This window comes from uncultured Marinobacter sp. (genome assembly GCF_913055835.1).
Lineage (GTDB): Bacteria > Pseudomonadota > Gammaproteobacteria > Pseudomonadales > Oleiphilaceae > Marinobacter.
Genome location: NZ_CAJXKQ010000027.1, coordinates 37520 through 58886 on the forward strand (window position 1 = coordinate 37520; position 21367 = coordinate 58886).

The following is a 21367-nucleotide window of genomic DNA, read 5'->3' on the forward strand; positions in this document are numbered from 1 at the left end:
GCTCGATCCGATCACTGCCCTGTGACCGCATACGGCTGGGGGAAACAGGCAAACAACTCCTGCTGGCAGACATTCAGGTTGTATGCCAGTTTATACACTTGCAGACCTTTCAGGAGTTTATGGGCGGAGGCTTCGGTCGGCCCGCGTTTCCTGTAAAGTTTGCCGACACCGATTACAAGCCGTGTAGGCAGGAGCGGAAGTCATGGAGGTAAAGTGAGCGCCAGTCAGGCTACTGTCTTTTCGATACTGGGGATCGCCCTGGTGTTGTTCGTCTGGAACAGAATCCGGTTCGATCTGGTGGCTCTGCTCGCGCTTCTGGCCGTCGCCATAGCCGGCATTGTGCCGGCGGATCAGTTATTCGATGGTTTTGGTCATCCTGCCGTTGTGACTGTGGCTGCGGTTCTGGTGATCAGCCAGGGACTGGTAAACGGCGGCGTGGTTGACCGGTTGGCCCGCCTGCTGGGCAAGGTCGGGCACCGTCCGACACTGCAGGTGTTGATGCTGACATCGGTGGTGGCCCTCTGCTCGGGCTTTATCAACAATGTCGGTGCGCTTGCGCTTCTGATGCCGGTCGCAATCTGGATGTCCAGGGAGGCCGGGCGTTCGCCCTCGCTCCTGCTGATGCCCCTGGCGTTTGGCTCCCTGCTGGGCGGAACCATGACACTGATCGGCACGCCTCCGAACATCATCATTGCCAGTTATCGGGAAACGGGTTCCTTTGGCATGTTTGATTTCGCACCGGTTGGCCTGGCGATTACCCTGGCGGGCATTGCCTTTATCACGCTGGTCGGGTGGCGGCTGACGCCCAGGCGGGGCAATGCCGATGATGGTGGCAAGCTGTTCAGTGTCGGGGATTATGTTACCGAGCTCCGGGTTCCCGAGGATTCCTCGCATATCGGCGCAACACTGCATGGGCTGTTGACACGTGCTGATGCAGAGAAGGATGTGGTGGTACTCGCGTTGATCCGGGATGACAAGCGGTCACTGGCGCCATCCACGTTCACCGTTCTGCGCGGCGGGGATCTGTTGTTGGTAGAGGCGGATACCGATGCCTTGCAGGAATTTCTGGACAGCACTGGCCTTGAGTTGGCGAATGTGGAGGAGTCCTCCTCCGAAGAGTCTGACGAAGATGGGAATGCACCGGAAAACCCGCGCGAAAAGTCACTGTCCGAGGGTGACGTCCGCTTGATGGAGGCAGTGATCACGCCAGAATCCGGTTTGATCGGGAAAACCGCCAACAGACTGAATCTCCGTGAGCAGAATGGCCTGAATATTGTCGCTGTTGCCCGTCAGGGACAGCGGTTGCAACGACGCCTCGGCGACATCAGCTTTCAGACCGGCGACATTCTTCTCGTGCAAGGTGAGGAGGAAACTCTGCGCGTCACCCTTCAGGGGCTGGGTTGTCTGCCTCTGGCAGAGAGGGGGCTCAGGTTCGGCCGCGAACGCAACGCGCTTCTGGCTGGCGGGCTGTTTGTCACTGCCATCGCCGTGATTGTCGTTGGTTGGTTGTCGCCGCCCGTCGCCCTGGTCGCCTGCGCCGTTGCCATGGTTCTTGGTGGCGTCCTTAGCAACCAGGAAGCCTACCGGGCGATTGACTGGCCCGTTATCGTTTTGCTTGCGGCAATGATTCCAGTGGGGCAGGCCCTCGAAACCACCGGAGGGGCAGAGCTTATTGCTTCATGGATGCTGATGCTTGGCTCAGGGGGCGATGCCTGGGTGGTCGTTACCATTGTTCTGATGGGGACAATGCTGCTGTCGAACGTTGTGAACAACGCAGCGGCCGCCATACTGGTTGCCCCTATCGCGTTGAGCTTGTCGGGCCAGTTGGGCATTGCCGCAGATGCGATGCTGATGGCTGTGGCCATCGGCGCATCCTGCGCATTTCTGACCCCGGTAGGGCATCAGTCCAACGCGTTGGTAATGGAACCCGGGGGCTACCGGTTTGGCGATTATTGGCGTCTGGGGCTGCCGCTGTCTTTACTGGTGGCCCTCGTGGCCGTCCCTGGCATTCTGGCGGTCTGGGGATGAGTCTGTTTAACCCAACTCTGAAGTCTCTGGTATGCTGAGATAACGGTATTAATGATGGGTGGTTGGTGATGGCAGCGATTGAGCAAATCGATCAGGCAAAGTCGGAATTGCTGGGTCAGCTTGAGTGGACAAGGAAGCGGACGGAGACTTTGGTGTGTTCCCTCCCGGAGTCAGCGCTCGACGTTCCCTACCATCCCGGCGTCAACCCGCCATTGTGGGAGATGGGTCACGCTGCCTTCTTCTATGAGGTCTTCCTGTTCAACCTCCTGGACGGCACGCCCAGCCACGATCCTGCCATGGACGACCTGTGGGATTCGTTTCACATCGAGCACCAGGATCGCTGGAACCGGGAGCTGTTTCCCGGGCGGCAGAAAACCCTCGACTATTTCAATCTCATCTATGACCGGGTTGCCGAACGGATCAATAAGCAGCCGTTAACCGACCAGGCCCGTTACCTCTATCGCTACGCCATCTACCACCAGAACATGCACATAGAGTCGATGATCTGGTGCCGTCAGACCGTTGGCTACCCGGCACCTCCGGGGACCGACCTGTACCGGCCGGCGCCGGGCGAGTCGCATCAGGGAGATGCGTATGTTCCGGCAGGAGAGTGGCTGATCGGGATGCCTGGTGAGTCCGAGCGGTACGCCGGTGACGACTTCGCCTTCGATAACGAAAAACCGCGGTTCACCGTGAACCTCGATGCCTTCGCCATTTCAAAATGCCTGGTCAGTAACCGCCAGTTCATGGAATTCGTGGAAGATGGAGGCTACCGGCGGCCCGAACTCTGGTCTTTTGGTGGGCGGAAATGGCTACAGACTGAAACCGATGTGGCCCTGGTGCATGGCAGTCGAGAGCCGCTTTTACGGGCACCCCGTCACCCGCTGTACTGGCGCTGGCATGATGAGCAGTGGCAGGAACGGGTGTTTGATCGCTGGCAGCCGATCAACCCGGATGCGCCGGTCACCCACGTTACGTTCTGGGAGGCGGAGGCCTGGTGTCGCTGGGCAGGGCGTCGGCTACCGACGGAATACGAATGGGAAGTTGCGGCCCTGGGGAATCGTCCGGGCGAACCCTTCCGGCGTTTCCCCTGGGGTAACGCCACGCCGACCGGGCAGCTGGCGGATCTGGATGGTCGTGCCATGGCCCAGAATCCGGTGTTTGACTTTCCCGAGGGTGATAGCCCCTTTGGCTGCCGACAGATGACCGGCACGGTCTGGGAGTGGACCAATGATCAGTTCCTGCCTTACGACGGCTTCAAGGTGGATATGTACCCTTTTATGTCCACCCTGCAGTTCGGCGACCACAAAGTCACCAAGGGCGGCAGTTGCGCAACATCATCCTGTCTGATCAGGGGCACCTACCGGCAGGCATACCTGCCCCTGCGAAATGATGTCTACACCGGGTTCCGGACCTGCGCACTCGAGCTATAGTAACCGGCGGGCTTGTTCTGGCCGCTCAGATTACTCGGGTTTGCCCATTACCAGGGACGGTTTTGCGGGGGGCTTGTCCCTCAGGTGGCTGGCCAGGGCAACGCCGGTCTCGCTCATGGTCAGATAGGCTTCGTCGGCGCCGGCTTCCCGGATCTGTTTTGCTTCATCCTCGTACATGGTGTGGGCCACGATGAAGCCCTTGAAACCCAGCTTCCGAAGCATTCGCGCGGCGATCAGCTTGCCCTCGATATCACCCATGGCAAGGATGACAGACTGCACCGCCGGCATGTGCAGGCCGTTCCAGAAAGAAGCATCTTCGGCGTCAGCAAAGACCACGTTGCGGCCTTCTTGCTGGTGTTGCCGGGCCTTCGCCGGGTCGGAATCCAGCCCCATCAGTTTCGGCTGATCATCGCAGAGCCAGTCGTAGGCGGCGGTACCTGTCCGCCCCATACCCATGATCAGAACCCGGGTATCGCCCAGTGACAGCGGTTGTTCATCCGGATGATGCTTGCTGCCTTCGAAGCGGCTGAGCCCCTGGGCATAGCGCTCATAGAGACCGTGTGCAAACCGGTTGATGGGTGCTGAGACCAGGAAAGACAGCGATACCGAAATCGCCAGAGGTACCAGCCACTCCGGCAAGGCAACGCTTGTCACAATCAGACCGAATTCGCTGTAGTTGGTCAGTGCCAGGGCGCTCAGGAAACCGCTGCGGGCCCGCAAACGGAAGGCCAGCAGCAGGAAGAAGAACAGGATGCCCTTCAATGGCAGGACCAGCCCCGCAATGATCGCAAAAATGAGGGCATCCCCGTCGGGCAGGCCGCCTATGCCAATCTGCAGGAAGAAACCCACCAGGAACACTTCCTTGACGCTCCAGAGCGATTTCGAAAGTTCCTGTGACCGGGGGTGATTGGCTAGCATGGCACCGAACACCAGGGCGCCGAGCTCCGAACTGAGGCCGACGGCTTCAAAACCAAGCCCGCCGACCACAAGCGCAAGCAGCAGTCCCAGGAGCACCAGCAGTTCGTCATGGCCGCTGGCATCGAGCAAACGGAAGAGCAGGGGGCGAAGCAAGGGAAGCCCGAATACAATCAGGGCCCATTCGGAGGGCGTTTTGCCGGCGGCCAGGCTCATGACGACCAGGGCGATCAGATCCTGCATGATCAGGATGCCGATGGCGACACGGCCGTGGAACGCCCGCAGTTCCCGTTTGGATTCAAGAACCTTGGCGGCCAGCACCGTGCTCGAGAATGACAGGGCGATGGCCAGCATAAACGCGGTCGACCAATCGATGTCCATCAGCAGGTAGACACCCGGGGTGAATACCGCGCAGGTGATGCCAAAGTGCAGCAGGCTGCCGCCAATCACTTCCGGACTGACAATGGATCGGAGCTTCAGCTTCAGCCCCACGGTGAACAGCAAGAGAAGCACGCCAAGGTGCGCGATGTGCTGGAGAACATCGGTCTCCTCAATCACAACACCGGTGGCCTCGGCGATGCCACTGAGCACAAAGCCGGCAGTCAGATAGCCAACAAGAGGGGGGAGACCAACGAGCTTGACCAGCAGGCCAAGACCGAAAGCAAAGGTAATCCAGATCGCTTCAGGCATGGGGTATCAGTTCAGATGTCGAAAGCACAATGGTTGCTAGGCTACCCTGTTTTGCCGTGCCCTTGTAGTCGCTGAAGGTGGAATGCTGGCGTATTGCTTAATCGGGTCTCACCTGACCGGTTGCCCGATGAATGCCCGGAACAGCTCTGCGGATTCTTCCGGGGCCTCCACCATCGGTGCGTGGCCTATGCCTTCCATCAGTTCCAGTCTGGCATCCGGGATTGTTGTCGCGAACACCTCGCCGTTCCGATAGTTAATAACCCGGTCTTCCTTGCCCCAGATGATCAGGACCGGGGCCTGGATACGGGTAATAGCATTACGGAAGTCCGACTCGAAGCCGGCATCACGAATGGCCGCAAAAATGACCTCGTTGACGTCCCGGTTGGCGATGGCCCGCTCTTCCATCACGCCCATGATCGGCCAGGGCACGAAAGGCCTTTTCTCGAGTGCGAAATCCATGAGCCGTTCAAAATCCCCGGGCTGCTTCGGGATCAGCGGGTTGTCCCCGTCCATCACCAGATCCACCAGCTCGCTCTCGTATTCCAGAATGCCGGCAGGATCGAACAGCACCGCTGATTTCACCTTCCCGGGATAGTTGGCCGCATAGAGTGCGGTAATCGCACCACCCATGGAGTTGCCCATGATGTGGGCGCTCTCGACCGAAAGTGCCTCCATGATTTTGTCAACGTAGCCGGCCTGGTCTTCCAGGCGGTAACCGATATCCAGGGGCTTGCTGCTGTCACCGTGCCCCGGCAGGTCGATGGCGTAGACGTTGAAATTGTCGGTGAGGTGGCCGGCCAGGCGGGTCCAGTTATCCTTGTTGGCCCCGAAGCCATGGATCATCACGATGGTGTCGCCATCAACCACCTGGTGGTTCCTCAGGTAGGCGATCTCCAGGTTACCGACAGCTACGGTATCCGCTTCCAGGCCCGCCGAGGACCGCTCAAGCCCGATGGCTGTCTCGTAAATGCTCTGGCGGGAGCAGGCTGCCAGAAGCATATAGACAGTGAGAATGAAAATAAGGTTCAGTGGGAGGGGGCGTTGCATCTGGGGCTCCTGTCGGGCGGGTCATCGGCATCCGTTGCGAAGTGTTTACATTACCCCATAAAAAAGCCCGGTCAATGACCGGGCTGCATTTTCGCGGACTGGTTCGGCCCCTTTTACCGGGGATCAGGACTGTTCGCGGGCGATGGCCCGAAATGCAATGTCCTTGCGGTAGAATGCGCCGTTCCACTGTATGCGAGAAGCCAGTTCATAGGCCCGCTTCTGGGCCTCGGTGACGGTGTTGCCAAGCGCCGTGGCGCAAAGTACACGTCCGCCATTGGTAACTACCTGGTCGCCATTGAGGCGGGTACCGGCGTGAAACACCTTCTCACCTTCGGTCTCGACTTCCGGCAGACCGGAAATGGCGTCGCCCTTGTTGTAGCTGCCGGGGTAACCACCGGCTGCCAACACAATGCCCACGGAAGCGCGGTCATCCCACTCCGAGGGGCACTGGTCCAGCTTGCCGTCGATGGCGGCGTCGCACAATTCAACGAGATCGGACTTCATCCGCAGCATGATCGGCTGGGTTTCCGGGTCGCCAAAGCGGCAGTTGAATTCGATCACTTTCGGGGCGCCGCTGTTGTCAATCATCAGGCCAGCGTAGAGGAAACCCTTGTACGGGTGGCCCTCAGCCGCCATGCCGCGCACGGTGGGGTAAATGACCTCATCCATGATGCGCTGGTGCACGTCGGCAGTGACCACCGGGGCAGGCGAGTAGGCGCCCATGCCACCGGTGTTCGGGCCGGTGTCACCATCGCCTACCCGTTTATGATCCTGGGAGGTGGCCATGGCCAGCACGTTCTCGCCATCCACCATCACAATGAAGCTGGCTTCCTCGCCTTCGAGGAATTCCTCGATGACCACGCGGCTGCCGGCATCACCGAAGGCGTTGCCTGCCAGCATGTCGCGAATCGCGTCCTCGGCTTCTTCCAGGGTCATGGCCACGATTACACCTTTGCCGGCGGCCAGGCCGTCAGCCTTGACCACAATGGGAGCGCCCTGCTGGCGCACATAGGCCAGTGCTTCGTCCACATTAGTGAAGTTGCCATAACCGGCGGTCGGGATCTTGTGGCGGGCCAGAAAATCCTTGGTGAAGGCCTTGGATCCCTCCAGCTGGGCTGCACCGGCGGTGGGGCCGAAGACACGAAGGCCACGTTGCTCGAATTTATCCACGATGCCAGCCACCAGCGGTGCCTCGGGGCCAACGATGGTAAGACCGACATTGTTGGTGGCCGCGAAGTTGGCCAGCCCGTCCAGGTCCATCACGTCGATGTCGACATTTTCCAGGCCCGGCTCTCGGGCAGTTCCGGCATTGCCGGGCGCCACAAAAACACGGTCTGCCTTGGGGGATTGCGCGGCTTTCCAGGCCAGGGCGTGTTCGCGGCCGCCAGAGCCAATAACGAGAATATTCATGAGCGTATTCCTGTTTTGTCGGATTACGCCTGCGGCTAATCCGACCTACTTTATTCGTGCTTCAGTTCGTAGGTCGGATTAGCCAAAGGCGTAATTCGACACTCCCAAACTTTCCCTTAATGCCGGAAATGACGCATACCGGTGAAGACCATGGCGATGCCGTGCTCGTTGGCCGCATCAATCACTTCCTGGTCGCGCATGGATCCGCCGGGCTGGATAACGGCGGTAATACCCGCGGCCGCGGCAGCGTCAATGCCGTCCCGGAACGGGAAGAAGGCGTCGGAGGCCATCACCGAGCCTTTCACTTCCAGGCCTTCATCAGCGGCCTTGATGCCGGCAATCTTGGCGCTGTAGACCCGGCTCATCTGGCCGGCGCCGACGCCGATGGTGCGACCGGCCTTGGCATAGACAATGGCATTGGATTTGACATACTTGGCCACTTCCCAGGCAAACAGCAGATCATTGAGTTCCTGTTCGGAAGGCTGGCGTTCAGTAACGACCTTGACGTCTTCCATGGCCACCATGCCCAGATCCCGGTCCTGGACCAGAAGACCACCGGTCACGCGCTTGTAATCCATGGAGCGAGCACGGTCACCGTCAAACTCGCCGCAGGCCAGCAGGCGGACGTTTTTCTTGGCAGCTACCAGCTCAACCGCTTCCGGGGCAACGGTGGGTGCGATGATCACTTCTACAAACTGGCGATCAATGATGGCTTTCGCAGTCTCTGCATCCAGCTCCCGGTTGAAGGCAATGATGCCGCCAAAGGCCGAGGTGGGGTCGGTGGCAAAGGCAAGGTCGTAGGCCTGGCGGATATCCGCGCCGATCGCGACACCGCAGGGATTAGCATGCTTGACGATCACGCAGGCTGGATCCGCGAAAGGCTTCACGCATTCCAGGGCGGCATCGGTATCCGCCACGTTGTTGTAGCTGAGCTCCTTGCCCTGAAGCTGTTTGGCCGTGGCCACGCAGGCTTCCTTGGGGTTGCGCTCGGCGTAGAAGGCGGCGCGCTGATGCGGATTCTCGCCGTAACGCATGTCCTGGACCTTCACGTACTGGGCGTTGAAGGTGCGAGGAAAGTCGGCGTTGTCGTTGTCCGGCGTGCGGCCGCCCAGATAGTTGGCGATGGCGCCATCGTAGCCTGCCGTGTGCTCAAACGCTTTGACCGCCAGATCGAACCGGGTGCTGTATGTCAGTTGGCCATCGTTGGCATCCAGCTCCTTTACTACGCGGCTATAGTCAGAGGCATTGACCACAATCGCGACGTCGTTGTGGTTCTTCGCCGCTGCGCGAACCATGGTGGGGCCACCGATATCGATGTTCTCGATAGCGGTCGGCAGATCGCAGTCCGGCTTCGCCACGGTCTCTTCGAAGGGGTAGAGATTGACCACAACCATATCAATGGGGCTGATGCCATGCTCGGACATCACCGCATCGTCCGTGCCCCGGCGACCAAGAATGCCGCCATGGATCTTCGGGTGCAGGGTTTTTACCCGGCCATCCATCATCTCGGGAAAACCGGTGTAGTCAGAGACCTCGGTTACCGGGATGCTGTTTTCTTTCAGGAGCCGGTAAGTGCCACCGGTAGAGAGCAGCTCAACGCCGCGTTCGGTCAGGGCACGGCCGAATTCGACAATGCCGGTTTTATCACTCACGCTGATCAGGGCGCGACGGACGGAGGTGTTAGCCTGGTTTGCCATGGGTCACTTTCTTCGCTGGAGATGAACGAATAAGGGCCTCGCGAATGGTGTCCGGGAGGCCCTCTTCAATTGTCTGGATTATAGCAGACCGTACTGCTTCAGCTTCTTGCGCAGGGTGCCGCGGTTAAGGCCCAGCATGGTGGACGCCTTGGTCTGGTTGTTGCGGGTGTATTTCATCACCTGCTCCAGCAGAGGCGCTTCCACTTCGGAAAGAACCAGTTGGTACACCTCCGTCACCGGAGCGCCGTCCAGTTGGGCGAAGTAGTTTTTCAGGGCAACCTCAACGCTGTCGCGAAGAGTGACGGTGTTGCCGCTGCTGTTCACCGTCTGCAACTGATGAATATCATCGTTGGCCGGGGTGCTCAGGTTGTCGTTTGCCAATGTCTCAGCGCTCATGCTGCGAATACCTCTCCATTTCGTAAGCCTGCGAAATACCGTTGAATCGTGTCTCTCTGCTCCAGCGCATCGTCGATGGCGTTGAAGCGTTTACGGAACTGTTTACCCGGATCGTGGGACTGCAGGTACCAGCCCACGTGTTTTCTGGCAATACGCACACCCATGGTTTCGCCATAGAAGGCGTGCAGTGCCTGGAGATGCTCGGTCAGAATATCCTCAACCTCATCCAGCTCCGGCGCGGCCATGTGGCTCCCGGTTTCCAGGAAATGCCGGATTTCCCGGAAAATCCAGGGGCTGCCCTGGGCGGCTCGGCCGATGAGCAGGCCATCGGCACCGGTGTGGCGAAGTACCTCCCGGGCTTTCTCCGGTGATGTGATATCCCCGTTGGCAAACACCGGAATGCTGATGCGGGATTTTACATCGGCGATGGTGTCGTACTCGGCGTTGCCTTCGTACTTGTCCGCCCGGGTCCGGCCGTGAATGGCAACGGCCTGAATGCCGGCGTCCTCGGCCATCCGGGCAATGACCAGCGCATTGCGGTTGTCCCGATCCCATCCGGTGCGCATCTTGAGGGTAACGGGAACATCAACCGCCTGGACTACCGCCTCAAGAATGTCGCGCACCAGGGTTTCATCTTTCATCAGGGCGGAGCCGGCCGCCTTGTTGCAGACCTTCTTGGCCGGGCAACCCATGTTGATGTCGATGATCTGGGCCCCGAATTGCGCATTCTGACGAGCGGCGTCGGCCAGCATGTGCGGATCACCGCCGGCAATCTGCACCGAACGGGGTTCCGGCTCACCTTTATGATCAAGGCGTGTCCGGGATTTGCGCGTATGCCAGAGTTTGCTGTCCGCTATGACCATTTCCGAGACTGCCAGACCGGCACCCAACCTACGACAGAGCAGACGGAAAGGGCGGTCTGTTACGCCGGCCATGGGCGCAACAATCAAAGGGTTGGGCAAGGTGTACGGCCCGATTTTTGCCGTTGGCAGCATGATCTGAGTCCGTGTCACAGCGGGTTGAGCAAAGGTCGGGGCTGAGCGGTTGTTCAATAAGTAACCGATCCAGCATCCGAAGGGCGCTAATGATACCGCCGGGTGGACCATGATTGAAGGGGCTGGGCGGTGAAAAAACTGATTATTTTTCGCCCTTTCTGGTTGACTTTTGTTCTGTGCGATGGCCGTCGGTAATGGCTGTCGAGTAAATACTTCCTTACTGCATCAGGGTGCGTGGGGGCGGAAGAGGATGTTGTAATTGACCGCATCACGGCCCGGATCCCGGATGTTGATGGCAATGCGCACGGGCGTATCCGTGGGCATCGCATCCAGCTCCCGGCCCTCGCCGGCCAGGTATTCTTCGGGCGTGAACAGGCTCTGGGCAACCACGTCGCCATTCAGGTTGGAGAAGGTCAGGGCAATGGCAGGAAACGGTTGCTCGAAGTCGGCCCGGTTGATGATGACGGCATCGACCACCAGTTGCGAGCGATTATCCGGGTCGGTCCGTACCACCAGTTTCCGACTCTGGATTGCTTCAACATTGATCAGTGGTTTGAGCTCGCAGCCAGCCAGTTCGCAGCCTTTTTCATAGAATGGTCGCAGTTCGGGAATGGCCGACAGGCGGTCGAACTGGAACCAGGTCACCTGGGCAATCAAGACGCCAACCAGGCCCAACACAATAACACTCCACACGATGGTCCTGATGCCGCCTCGGCCAGAATCGACGGCAACGGGTTCGCGGTGCAGGTCGCGAAAGGGCGGGTCGGCGTGGAAGGTGTCGGCCGGTCGATCCGGTTCATCGAAATCGAAAGCGGATTCGTCCACGAAATCGTCGAAAGGATCCGATTCCTTGGCGGACCGGGCGTCCCTGGAAGAGGGTGTTTCTGACTGCTCGAACACCGGTTCTTCTTCAAGGCTCAGCTCATGGTCGGGTTCCGGTCTGGTTTCCGGTTCGGGTGCTGGTTCTTCGGGCTCGGGGGGCGGTTCGGGGCGCTCGGTAGAAGCGGTTTTCCGGGGAGCGGGCTCGTCATCCTGCAGAATGGCTTCGGCCCAGCTTTCATCCACATTCTCGTCGGAACTGTCAGTCTCAGCGTCCTTGTAGTCTGCTTCGTCCCGCTCGTCGAAGCTGCGGAAGCTGTCGCTGAGCTCGTCATCGGAAAAGGTCAGCTTGGTGCCGGCGTAGCGGCCTTCCGCTGCATCCTCTTCCGGGTTGTCGGCAAAGACAAAATCTTCCTCGCTAACGCCGGAGCCAGCCGATGACGGGGTGTCCGCCGACTTCTCCGGGGCGGGAGAGGGGCGTGGTTTCTCGCCGCCGGGGATAACCTGGTGTTCGATGGCGTTGAACACTTTCATGCAGTTCCCGCAGCGTACCTTGCCCTTGGCAATGCCAAGCTGTTCTTCGGTTACCCTGAACCGGGTCTGGCAATTCGGGCACTGTGTCTGCAGGCTGCTCTGGGTCATGCTTCTTCCTGAAAGCGACTGGGCTACGAGTGTCGGAGTTTAGTCGTTAAGACCGGTTTCGTCATCTGTCGTTGCGCCGTCCTGTGAGGCGTATCCACTCTTCCCGCTGTTCGGGCTCGTCCATCACGAACCAGGGCTCATAAGCGGCCATCACTTCCCGGGCCTGGCTGGACAGTATGCCGGACAGCACCAGGTCGCCGCCGGGTCTGGTCCGGGATGCAAGGTGAGGGGCAAGGCCAATCAGGGGTTGGGCCAGGATATTGGCGAGCATGATGTCGGCTTTGGTCTCGGGTTCGTCCTCCGGCAGAAACAGGTCCAGCTTACTGTCTTCGACACCGTTACGCCGGGCATTTTCCCTGCTGGCTTCGAGGGCCTGCGGGTCGGTATCGACGCCAATAACATGGTCGGCGCCAAGCAGCAGGGCGGCCAGGCCGAGAATGCCCGAGCCGCAGCCGTAATCGATGACCTGCTTGCCGTGGGCGTCTTGACCATCGAGCCATTCCAGGCAGAGGGCGGTGGTCGGGTGGGTGCCGGTACCGAAGGCGAGGCCGGGATCCAGCATCAGGTTGGCGGCCTCGGGATCCGGGGCGTCGTGCCAGCTTGGAACAATCCAGAGGCGCTCGCCGAATTTCAGTGGCTGGAAATCGTCCATCCAGGCCCGCTCCCAGTCCTTGTCCTCGACCAGTGTTACCTCGATTTCCGGCAAAGCCTGCTGGGTCTGCTGGTGCCAGGCATCCCGGATATCTGCACACAGCTGCTCGATATCCCGGTCTGAATCGAACAAACCGGTCACGGTGGTTTGGCTCCAGAGAGGGGTGGTGCCGGGGTCCGGCTCGTACAGGGGCTGGTCGGCGGCGTCTTCCATGGAGACGGCGTCAGAACCCATCTCCATGAGCAGATCCTCCAGCTGATCCGCATTGTCCGGATCAGCCGGGATCTGGAGTTGTATCCAGGGCATGATTAATCCCGCATCAGTTTCTCAAGGTAGTGGATGGTGAAGTCTACCTGTTTAAAGCCACCATCGCGCACCAGTTTCCGATGCAGGGGTTGATTGGTCTTGATGCCCTCGACCACCAGTTCGTCCAGCGCGTTCTTCATACGGCGCCGGGCAATGTCCCTGTCGTCGCCCCAGGTGATCAGTTTTGCCACCAGGGAATCGTAATAGGGGGGAACCGTGTAGCCGCTGTACAGATGCGAATCCACGCGTACACCGTTACCGCCGGGCGCATGGAAATGCTTCACTTTGCCGGGGCTCGGGATAAAGGTCTTCGGATCTTCGGCATTGATCCGGCATTCCATGGCGTGGCCGGAAATCCGGATGTCGTCCTGGGTGTACTGCAGTGGCAGGCCGCTGGCGATACGCAGCTGCTCCCGGACGATATCAACGCCGGTGACCATCTCGGAGACGGGGTGCTCCACCTGAACCCGGGTGTTCATTTCGATGAAATAGAACTCGCCGTCCTGGTACAGGAACTCGAAGGTGCCTGCGCCCACATAGCCGATCTCCTTGCAGGCATCGACGCAGGCCTTGAGCGTGCGCTCCCGGGATTCCGGATTGATATTCGGGGCCGGGGCCTCCTCGATGACCTTCTGGTTCCGGCGCTGCATGGAACAGTCGCGATCGCCCAGATGGATGCAGTTGCCGTGCATGTCGGCAAGAACCTGGACCTCAACGTGTCGGGGCGCTTCCAGGAATTTCTCCAGGTAGACCGTCGGGTCGCCGAAGGCATTCTTGGCTTCACTCTGGGTAATCTGGACACCCTTCAGCAGAGCTGCTTCTGAGTGGACAACCTGCATCCCGCGACCGCCGCCGCCGGAAGCCGCCTTGATCATCACCGGGTAGCCGATTTCCCGGGCAATCCGCAGGGTTCGCTCCTCGTCGTCATCAAGCGGCCCATCGGAGCCCGGCACAGTCGGAACGCCGGCCTTGATCATGGCATTGATGGCGGACACCTTGTTGCCCATCAGGCGAATGGTTTCGGCCTTGGGGCCGATAAAGCGGAAGCCGCTCTTTTCCACCTGTTCGGCAAAATCGGCGTTCTCGGCGAGGAAACCGTAGCCGGGGTGAATGCCCACGGAATCGGTGACCTCAGCGGCGCTGATAATGGTGGGAATATTCAGGTAACTGTCGGTCGCGCTGTTCGGGCCAATACAGACAGACTCGTCGGCGAGACGCACATGCATCAGGTCGCGATCAACCTGAGAGTGCACCGCCACGGTCTTGATGCCGAGCTCCTTGCAGGCGCGCAGAATCCGGAGGGCAATTTCACCCCGGTTTGCGATCAGAACTTTTTCTAACATGGCCATGAGTAGCTATCACCGCGTTCAGGAAATGACGACCAGGGGCTGGTCAAACTCAACCGGCTGGCCATTCTCGACCAGGATATCCTGGATGGTGCCGCTCTTGTCGGCCTCAATCTGGTTCATCATCTTCATGGCTTCCACGATGCAGATGACATCACCCACGTTGACGGTCTGGCCAACTTCCACAAACGCCTTGGCTGTGGGCGACGGCGAGCGGTAGAACGTGCCCACCATCGGTGATTTCACGGTATGGCCGGAAGGACCTGCCGGTTTTGAGGACTCTTCCGTGGCCGGGGCAGATTCTGCCGGGGCGGGGGCGGGCGCTGGCTGCTGGGCAGGCGCCGGGTAGTGGCTTACGTACTGTGTGCCGGCGGCCGGCTCGCGACGGCGTGAGATACGTACCGAATCGTCGGCTTCATGAATCTCCAGCTCCTCGACGTCAGATTCCTCAAGCAGCTCGATCAGTTTCTTGATTTTACGAATATCCATAGTCAGTCCAGTCCCGTTGTGTCAGGTCTATCGGTGAATGCGTTTCAGGGCTGCCTGGAGTGCGAGGTCGTACCCCTGGCTACCCAGCCCACAGATAACGCCTTCGGCGATATCCGAGAAATAGGAGTGATGCCGGAACGGTTCCCGCGCATGCACGTTGGAAAGATGCACTTCGACAAAAGGAATTCCCGAAGCCAGCATGGCATCCCGCAGGGCGACGCTGGTGTGGGTGAAAGCGGCTGGATTGATGATGATAAAATCCACGCCTTCCGCCCGGGCCTCGTGAACCCGTTCAATCAGTTCGTATTCAGCGTTTGATTGCAGGTGCAGCAGATGATGGCCGTGCTCTGCCGCATGTGAGCGCAACCGGTCGTCGATATCCGCCAGTGTCTCGTAGCCATAGACCTCTGGCTCGCGGGTGCCGAGCATGTTGAGGTTGGGGCCATGGAGCACGAGAATTGTCGACATGGTTCTGACTGCCTTGGTGTCTTTTTACAGGATCGCCGAATTTAACGGCATGTTCCCCCAATGGTGCGTGCTTGTTTTGCTCAGATCAACACTTTTTGACAATCGTCCTGTTGTCCATTGGTCGTAAAAAGACGGCAAATGAATCGAAACGGGATCTTTCCGCTGATGACAATCATTGTCGTGAACGGCGGAACGAACTTCTATTCGACGTTGGTTTCATAAAAGGTAGCAGCCGGACAGTGACTGAGCCATGTCCGGCGCAAAATTGTCCGTGGCGCCCTGCGGAGAAGGTTATCGGTGGTTTCTGGGGGGGGGTGGGCCTGGACGGCCCACACCTAAGAGTCAGACAGGGTTACGCAGTTGCGGCCAAGTTCCTTGGAGCTGTAAAGCGCCCGATCCGCCCGCTCACACAATGCCTGGGAGGTGTCATCCTCCCAGGCCGCGATGCCGCAGCTGAAGGTGACGTTGAATTCCCGGTCGCCGGCTGGCTGTTGCAGCTCGGAGAACCGCTCCCGGATTTCATTGAGAACGTTTCGGGCATCACTCGGGCGGGTATTGGGCAGGATGATGGCAAATTCCTCGCCGCCGTACCGGCCAATGTGGTCGGTCTTGCGCAGGCGTTGCTTGAGGAACATCGACAGGCTGCGCAACACCCGGTCGCCAATCGGGTGGCCAAAGGTGTCGTTCACCTTCTTGAAATAGTCGATGTCGATCATCGCAAAGCACAGCGGCTGGTCTTTCTGGCGCGCCCGGACAATCTCCTGGTCCAGCAGGTGGAGTGTATGGGTGTGATTGAACAGGCCAGTCAGGCTGTCACGGATCATCAGAGCCAGCAGGGAACGGGCACGCCGTCCGCGGTTGTGGATGGTGGCGATCAGGTGTTTCGGGTCGATGGGTTTGGTCAGGAAGTCGTCGCCGCCGAGGCTCATGGCATGGAGCTGTTTGCTGACGTCTTCTTCCGCAGACAGGTAAATAATGGGTACGCTGTGGAAACGATCCTGCTGGCGGATGACCCGGGCGATTTCCATACCGGTGCAGCCAGGCATATACATGTCCAGGATGATGATTTCCGGAGAGAACTCCTCCAGGGCGTGGATGATCTGCATCGGGTCGGTGATAATGTGGGCAGTCATGCCTGCCTTTTTCAGTACCGTTTCCATGTACTTGGCCTGGGCCCGGGAGTCGTCCAGCACCAGAACCTTGTACGGCTCCACGGTGTTGCCGTGGGTGTAGGTTTCGATCTTCTCGATCAGCTGGCCCGGATCGACAGCCGGATAGAAGAACTCTTCCCCACCACACCGTGAGGCCTGCAGGCGGGTTTCGATGGAGCCGTCCTCGTCGCTCATGAAAATAATGGGGATGGGCGTATCGTGACGTTCCTGCAGGTGTTCGATGGTGGTAATGCCAGCGTTGGGTGAACCACCAAAGTTGACGTCCACCAGGATGGTTTCCGGCTTGTGCAGTGCGCAGGCTTCGGTCAGTTCATCGGCGGTGGCAAAGGCCGAGGCACGAAAGCCGAAGAATTCCAGTTGCCGGATCAGGCGGCTTGCCATTTCCTGGTTGGCCAGAGCGATGTATACCGGGGTACGGCGGAACTGGTGGGGTGACTCGGAACTGTTGAGGTCGGTCCTGCGAAGGGTGCTCTGGGACAGGGTCTCGATGGCATCCTGCAGTTGTCTCTCGAGGGTATCATCCAGTGCCGAACCCGGTTCCCACTGGTTGATCAGTTCCAGTGTTGTCTGCCCGGCCCTGGCGTGGCTCTCCATTTCAAACCGCTGGGCGTAACGCACCAGTTTATCAGCGGCGGCTGCAAACTCGTTGCGGTGGGCGGCGGCCATGTCCCGGTCTTCGTGAATTTTCTGCCAGGTGTCGAGAACAACCCGTGCCTGGGTTGTTACACGGCGTGCGAAATGCTGCCTGAGTTTTTCTTTCTGGCTTTCGTCGTTCATGTTGCTCGGGCCTGTCTCTTTTTCGTTATTGGTCGTCCTTCCCCGGTACGGACGATTTTTCAACCTTAGTCCTTTTGCAGAGTCTATAGTGTTTAATGTTGTCGGCGTAGGTTGCGCTATGTAAATGTTTGTCAACTCTGCGGTGCAGGTCACAATCAACTGGCCGGCTGGCTCACAGCCAATCCGGAGAAGCTGCCCATGGCACGGAAGCAAATCCCCATCAAGCGCAAACAGCAGGGCGTGGTTACCCTGCGAACGCTGCTTCTGGTGTTGACCGGAAGTTTGCTGGTAACCCTGCTTATCGCGGTTTTCATTACCAGTTATGGCTATTTTCGGGACTATGTCTCGGACCAGTTGGCTGGTCATGCCCGTGACGGGGCGACGGCCATCGGGCTGTCCCTCTCCAACGCTATCGATGGCCGTGATCCGGTTGCCTCGTCTTCATTAATTGATGCGGTGTTCGACAGCGGGCGATACCTGTCAGTCAGCTATCTGAATCATCAGGGCGATCAGGTCGCCGGGCGGGCCATGACGCTAAATGAGGTGGCCGTTCCTTCCTGGTTCCGCTCTTTTGCAGATCTTCCCCTGCCGGTAGCTGAGGCGGAAGTGGTTCGCGGCTGGAGTCGCCTGGGGACTGTCCAGGTTATCAGCCACCCCGGACGGGCCTACGAGGATCTGTGGCGAATCACCATCGGGCTGACTGCCAGTACTGCGATTATCGGAGGTATCGGGCTATTTGCGGTATTTCTCCTTCTCCGCCGCACTCTGCGCCCGCTGCACTCTCTGGAAGATCAGGCAAAAGCCCTGGGCCAGAGGGATTTCAGGAAGCGGGTTTCGATCACGTCGACCCGTGAGATCAACCAGGTAACTGACGCCATGAATCAGATGGCAGATGACCTGGGCCAACTCTTTGAAGGGCAGGCCAAACTCATTCAACACCTGCGCCGGGTCAACAATGAAGATTCGGTCACCGGCCTGGCTAGCCGGAGCGCCTTCGACCAGCGGCTGAAAGTGGAGGTGGAGTCCGAGGAAAAGGCCGCACCCGGCATCCTCATGTTGATTCAACTGGCGGATTTTTCCGGATATAACCAGGCCTATGGCCGGAGCGAAGCGGACCGGTTGCTGCTGAGGGTTGCGACGGCGGTTGCCGATTTCGTGAAACAGCATGCGGGCTCCTTTGCCGGACGCCGAACCGGTGCCGAATTTGCCGTTTTTCTGCCCGGCGTGATGCCGGCCGACGCCGGCGTCTGGTGTCGGCAACTGGTCAATGACCTCGACGGGGTGTATTCAGATCTTGCCTCACCCATGGATACGGCAGTACATGCCGGGCTGGCGAGAACGCTTGAAGGCCGTGGCGCCAGGGATCTCATGGCCGCTGCCGATGAAGCCCTGCGGGCCGCCCAGAGTAACAACGGGACGGGCTGCCATTTGGCCGACCCCGAGAAAGATGGTCATCACAACCTGGAAACCTGGCGGGTGATCATCAGTCAGGCGATCCGCCAGCAGACGCTGTCGCTCTGGCTCCAGCCCATGGTCCACGAAGGCCGGCTCATGCCTGTTTATCATCAGGTGTTCTCGCGTATTGATTCTGCCGAAGGGGCCTTGAAGGCAGGTACTTTTGTTCCGATGGCTGAGCGCTTTGGCCTGATTTCTGAGATTGATCGGTTGTTGGTTCAGCGGGTACTTGATCGCCTGAAAGAGTTGCCGGATCAGCCGCTGGCCGTCTCGCTCGGAAACGCGTCCGTGGCCAGCGAGACTTTTCGTGCGAACTTGCTTGAGCAGCTCCAGCAGGCTGGTCCGCGGGCCCGCAATCTCTGGATAGGCGTCTCCGAACAGGCCATCCACCATCACCGCACGGCAGTGGGCTTGCTGGTCCGGGCGCTGGGGCGTCTGGAGGTTCCCGTACTGGTCGACCGCTTTGGCGTTGGCGGCGTGCCCTTCAGTTACCTGAGAAATCTGAGGTTTCAGGGTCTGCGTATTGATAACAGCTTCATTCACGATATAGACACCCATGAGGATAACCGCTTCTATCTTGAGTCGGTTATTGCCATAGCACACAGCCGCGGCGTGAAAGTGTTCGCCACAGGAGTGGAAACTGCGGCGGAATACTCGGTACTCTGTAAACTGGGTATCGACGGGGCCATGGGTTACCATCTGGGCCGACCGTTTGCCGCTGACAACCAACAGACAGGGGATTAAAAGTCATATGCCAGGCAAAATCAGACAGTACTTCAAGGACAAGAAAGACGATGTTCAGGATTATGCCGGTGGTAGCGGCGTAATCGGTAAACTGATTCTGGCGTTGGTTGTGGTCTACCTGCTTGTGGCGTTGGTGCTTGGCATGATCTGGAGCAGCGAGCCAGACACTTTCTCGGTGCGGGAACACACCCGTTCGGTCGCCAATACCATGGAGAGGGAGCCCGTTACCGGTTTTGCCACCACGGTAACCATGATACGTATTGCCGAGACACTACTCGACAAGCCCGGCGGCTATATTTCCAACGATATTTTCCCGCCGGGATTGTGGCTGGATAACATGCCCAACTGGGAATATGGGGTGCTGGTCCAGCTCCGTGACCTGTCTCGTGCCATGCGCAAAGACATCAGCCGCTCCCAGAGCCAGTCAGCGGAAGACACTGACCTGACCATCGCCGAGCCCCAGTTCCACTTTGACAGCGAAAGCTGGGCAATTCCGTCGACCGAGGCAGAGTACCGTCGTGGTATCACAGCCCTGAAGCGTTACCTGAACCGGCTATCGAGCCCTGAACAGGCCGATGCCCAGTTCTTCGCCCGGGCGGATAACCTGAGCAATTGGCTGGCGGATCTTGAAACCCGACTGGGCAGCCTCTCCCGTACGCTTGGCGAAAGCGTTGGCAAAGCCTCGGTGTCCGATGCCGTGGCCAATATGGATGTCGGTGACCCACTGGCAGAAGCAGCCACCGGTGAAGATGTGAAAACGGCCTGGACCAAAATTGATGATGTTTTCTATGAGGCCCGTGGCAGTGCCTGGGCGCTGCTGCATATCTTCCGGGCAATTGAAGTGGATTTCCGCAAAGTACTCCAGGACAAGAATGCCATGGCCAGCGTGCGGCAGGTGATCATTGAGCTTGAGGGTGCCCAGGGCGAAATGTGGAGCCCGGTTATTCTTAACGGCAGTGGCTTTGGCTTGCTGGCCAACCACTCACTGACGATGGCCGCTTACCTTTCCCGCGCCAATTCGGCGATCAGCGACATGCGGGATCTGCTGTCCCGGGGCTGATGTCAGCCAGTTTCTATCCAGGTATAAAAAAACCGGGCGCGAAGCCCGGTTTTTTTATGCGACGAAGAGTCCGGCTCAGCCTTTGTAGGCGTTCACGGAATCTACGATGGCTTTCTTCGCGGCTTCTGCGTTGTCCCAGCCCTGTACCTTCACCCATTTGCCCGGCTCGAGAGTCTTGTAGTTCTCGAAGAAGTGCTTGATCTGGTCGCGCAGCAGCTCCGGCAGATCGGTGATTTCCTTCACATCGTGGTAGGTGGTGGTCAGCTTGTCGTGGGGTACGGCTACCAGCTTGGCATCACCACCGGCTTCGTCTTCCATGTTCAGAACACCTACCGGACGGGCACGGATCACGGAACCTGCCTGCACGGGGTAGGGTGTAACCACCAGTACGTCGAGGGGGTCACCGTCGTCGGCCAGGGTGTGAGGGATGAAGCCATAGTTGGCCGGGTAAAACATGGGGGTGGCCATGAAACGGTCTACCAGCAGGGCGCCCATGTCTTTGTCCAGTTCGTACTTCACCGGGGAGCTGTTGGCCGGGATTTCGATGGCAACGTAGATGTCTTCAGGCGGGTTCTTGCCTGCGGGGATGTTGTCGAATTGCATGTGCGATCCTTCCTGGTACGTTAAAGGTACGTTTAACTGCGGTTAAAAAGTGGGCGCAATTATACGGGAGTATCCTGCAGTTCGAAACTAAACCTTGGTCGTTGAGTTTGGTGCAAGCGGCTATCTGGCGGGACCTTCCGAAAAACGCCCGTGAATACGTCCCTGTAGGGCTCGGTCGCGCCATCCCTGGCGCTCCACGTTTTCGGAAGGTCCCGCCAGATAC

General features: G+C 59.0%; 17 protein-coding genes. 4 read left to right on the forward strand and 13 right to left on the reverse strand.

Annotated features, from left to right (window positions below):
* The first annotated feature begins 213 nt into the window (after positions 1–213).
* Entirely contained in the window at positions 214–2028 is a 1815-nt protein-coding gene (locus tag QZ534_RS14085) for an SLC13 family permease (RefSeq protein ID WP_296935179.1), read from the forward strand.
* Positions 2029–2096: 68 nt separating this feature from the next.
* On the forward strand, positions 2097–3461 hold the full coding sequence (gene senA / locus QZ534_RS14090) for a selenoneine synthase SenA (RefSeq protein ID WP_296935180.1): 1365 nt from the start codon (positions 2097–2099) through the stop codon (positions 3459–3461).
* A 30-nt stretch (positions 3462–3491) separates the two neighbouring features.
* Here senA and QZ534_RS14095 read toward each other — a convergent pair whose 3' ends face one another.
* From QZ534_RS14095 to QZ534_RS14150, 12 genes are all read right to left on the reverse strand, one after another.
* Positions 3492–5066, reverse strand: coding sequence for a cation:proton antiporter family protein (locus tag QZ534_RS14095; RefSeq protein ID WP_296935181.1), 1575 nt, complete (start codon positions 5064–5066; stop codon positions 3492–3494).
* A gap of 108 nt (positions 5067–5174) precedes the next feature.
* A complete protein-coding gene (locus tag QZ534_RS14100; protein ID WP_296935182.1) occupies positions 5175–6113 on the reverse strand; it encodes an alpha/beta fold hydrolase in 939 nt (312 codons plus the stop codon).
* A 123-nt stretch (positions 6114–6236) separates the two neighbouring features.
* The gene (purD, locus tag QZ534_RS14105; RefSeq protein ID WP_296935183.1) at positions 6237–7523 is read right to left on the reverse strand and encodes a phosphoribosylamine--glycine ligase; all 1287 of its coding nucleotides are present in this window, start codon (positions 7521–7523) and stop codon (positions 6237–6239) included.
* A gap of 116 nt (positions 7524–7639) precedes the next feature.
* On the reverse strand, positions 7640–9220 hold the full coding sequence (gene purH / locus QZ534_RS14110) for a bifunctional phosphoribosylaminoimidazolecarboxamide formyltransferase/IMP cyclohydrolase (RefSeq protein ID WP_296935184.1): 1581 nt from the start codon (positions 9218–9220) through the stop codon (positions 7640–7642).
* 78 nt (positions 9221–9298) lie between these two features.
* Positions 9299–9616 (reverse strand): DNA-binding transcriptional regulator Fis, encoded by a 318-nt coding sequence (gene fis, locus QZ534_RS14115; RefSeq protein ID WP_008170934.1) that lies wholly within the window; start codon positions 9614–9616, stop codon positions 9299–9301.
* On the reverse strand, positions 9613–10608 hold the full coding sequence (gene dusB, locus QZ534_RS14120) for a tRNA dihydrouridine synthase DusB (protein WP_296935193.1): 996 nt from the start codon (positions 10606–10608) through the stop codon (positions 9613–9615). Before dusB ends, fis begins: the two co-directional genes overlap by 4 nt.
* Positions 10609–10836: 228 nt before the next feature.
* Positions 10837–12072, reverse strand: a complete 1236-nt coding sequence (locus tag QZ534_RS14125; RefSeq protein ID WP_296935185.1) for a DUF3426 domain-containing protein — start codon at positions 12070–12072, stop codon at positions 10837–10839.
* A 61-nt stretch (positions 12073–12133) separates the two neighbouring features.
* Entirely contained in the window at positions 12134–13030 is an 897-nt protein-coding gene (gene prmA / locus QZ534_RS14130) for a 50S ribosomal protein L11 methyltransferase (protein ID WP_296935186.1), read from the reverse strand.
* 2 nt (positions 13031–13032) lie between these two features.
* Complete coding sequence (gene accC, locus QZ534_RS14135; RefSeq protein ID WP_296935187.1) at positions 13033–14379, reverse strand: acetyl-CoA carboxylase biotin carboxylase subunit; 1347 nt, start codon at positions 14377–14379, stop codon at positions 13033–13035.
* Between the two features lie 18 nt (positions 14380–14397).
* Positions 14398–14865: an acetyl-CoA carboxylase biotin carboxyl carrier protein gene (gene accB, locus QZ534_RS14140; protein WP_296935188.1), complete on the reverse strand. Its 468-nt coding sequence runs from the start codon at positions 14863–14865 to the stop codon at positions 14398–14400.
* Between the two features lie 27 nt (positions 14866–14892).
* Complete coding sequence (aroQ, locus tag QZ534_RS14145; RefSeq protein ID WP_296935189.1) at positions 14893–15333, reverse strand: type II 3-dehydroquinate dehydratase; 441 nt, start codon at positions 15331–15333, stop codon at positions 14893–14895.
* Between the two features lie 335 nt (positions 15334–15668).
* Positions 15669–17282 carry a diguanylate cyclase gene (locus QZ534_RS14150; protein WP_296935190.1) on the reverse strand — a complete coding sequence of 538 codons (1614 nt, stop codon included), beginning with the start codon at positions 17280–17282 and terminating at the stop codon, positions 15669–15671.
* A 198-nt stretch (positions 17283–17480) separates the two neighbouring features.
* Here QZ534_RS14150 and QZ534_RS14155 point away from each other — a divergent pair, with 198 nt between their 5' ends.
* Both QZ534_RS14155 and QZ534_RS14160 read left to right on the forward strand, forming a co-directional pair.
* Entirely contained in the window at positions 17481–19481 is a 2001-nt protein-coding gene (locus tag QZ534_RS14155) for an EAL domain-containing protein (RefSeq protein ID WP_296935191.1), read from the forward strand.
* A 7-nt stretch (positions 19482–19488) separates the two neighbouring features.
* Positions 19489–20541: a DUF2333 family protein gene (locus QZ534_RS14160; RefSeq protein ID WP_296935192.1), complete on the forward strand. Its 1053-nt coding sequence runs from the start codon at positions 19489–19491 to the stop codon at positions 20539–20541.
* Between the two features lie 75 nt (positions 20542–20616).
* On the opposite strand, the gene ppa is transcribed toward QZ534_RS14160, so the two are convergent.
* A complete protein-coding gene (ppa, locus tag QZ534_RS14165) occupies positions 20617–21144 on the reverse strand; it encodes an inorganic diphosphatase (protein ID WP_153637171.1) in 528 nt (175 codons plus the stop codon).
* Positions 21145–21367: the final 223 nt, after the last annotated feature.

Coding starts and splice junctions, on each gene's coding strand:
- senA (WP_296935180.1), top strand. CDS start 2,097: ATGGCAGCGATTGAGCAAATCGATCAGGCAAAGTCGGAATTGCTGGGT.
- QZ534_RS14095 (WP_296935181.1), bottom strand. CDS start 5,066: ATGCCTGAAGCGATCTGGATTACCTTTGCTTTCGGTCTTGGCCTGCTG.
- QZ534_RS14100 (WP_296935182.1), bottom strand. CDS start 6,113: ATGCAACGCCCCCTCCCACTGAACCTTATTTTCATTCTCACTGTCTAT.
- purD (WP_296935183.1), bottom strand. CDS start 7,523: ATGAATATTCTCGTTATTGGCTCTGGCGGCCGCGAACACGCCCTGGCC.
- purH (WP_296935184.1), bottom strand. CDS start 9,220: ATGGCAAACCAGGCTAACACCTCCGTCCGTCGCGCCCTGATCAGCGTG.
- fis (WP_008170934.1), bottom strand. CDS start 9,616: ATGAGCGCTGAGACATTGGCAAACGACAACCTGAGCACCCCGGCCAAC.
- QZ534_RS14125 (WP_296935185.1), bottom strand. CDS start 12,072: ATGACCCAGAGCAGCCTGCAGACACAGTGCCCGAATTGCCAGACCCGG.
- prmA (WP_296935186.1), bottom strand. CDS start 13,030: ATGCCCTGGATACAACTCCAGATCCCGGCTGATCCGGACAATGCGGAT.
- accC (WP_296935187.1), bottom strand. CDS start 14,379: ATGGCCATGTTAGAAAAAGTTCTGATCGCAAACCGGGGTGAAATTGCC.
- accB (WP_296935188.1), bottom strand. CDS start 14,865: ATGGATATTCGTAAAATCAAGAAACTGATCGAGCTGCTTGAGGAATCT.
- aroQ (WP_296935189.1), bottom strand. CDS start 15,333: ATGTCGACAATTCTCGTGCTCCATGGCCCCAACCTCAACATGCTCGGC.
- QZ534_RS14150 (WP_296935190.1), bottom strand. CDS start 17,282: ATGAACGACGAAAGCCAGAAAGAAAAACTCAGGCAGCATTTCGCACGC.
- QZ534_RS14155 (WP_296935191.1), top strand. CDS start 17,481: ATGGCACGGAAGCAAATCCCCATCAAGCGCAAACAGCAGGGCGTGGTT.
- QZ534_RS14160 (WP_296935192.1), top strand. CDS start 19,489: ATGCCAGGCAAAATCAGACAGTACTTCAAGGACAAGAAAGACGATGTT.
- ppa (WP_153637171.1), bottom strand. CDS start 21,144: ATGCAATTCGACAACATCCCCGCAGGCAAGAACCCGCCTGAAGACATC.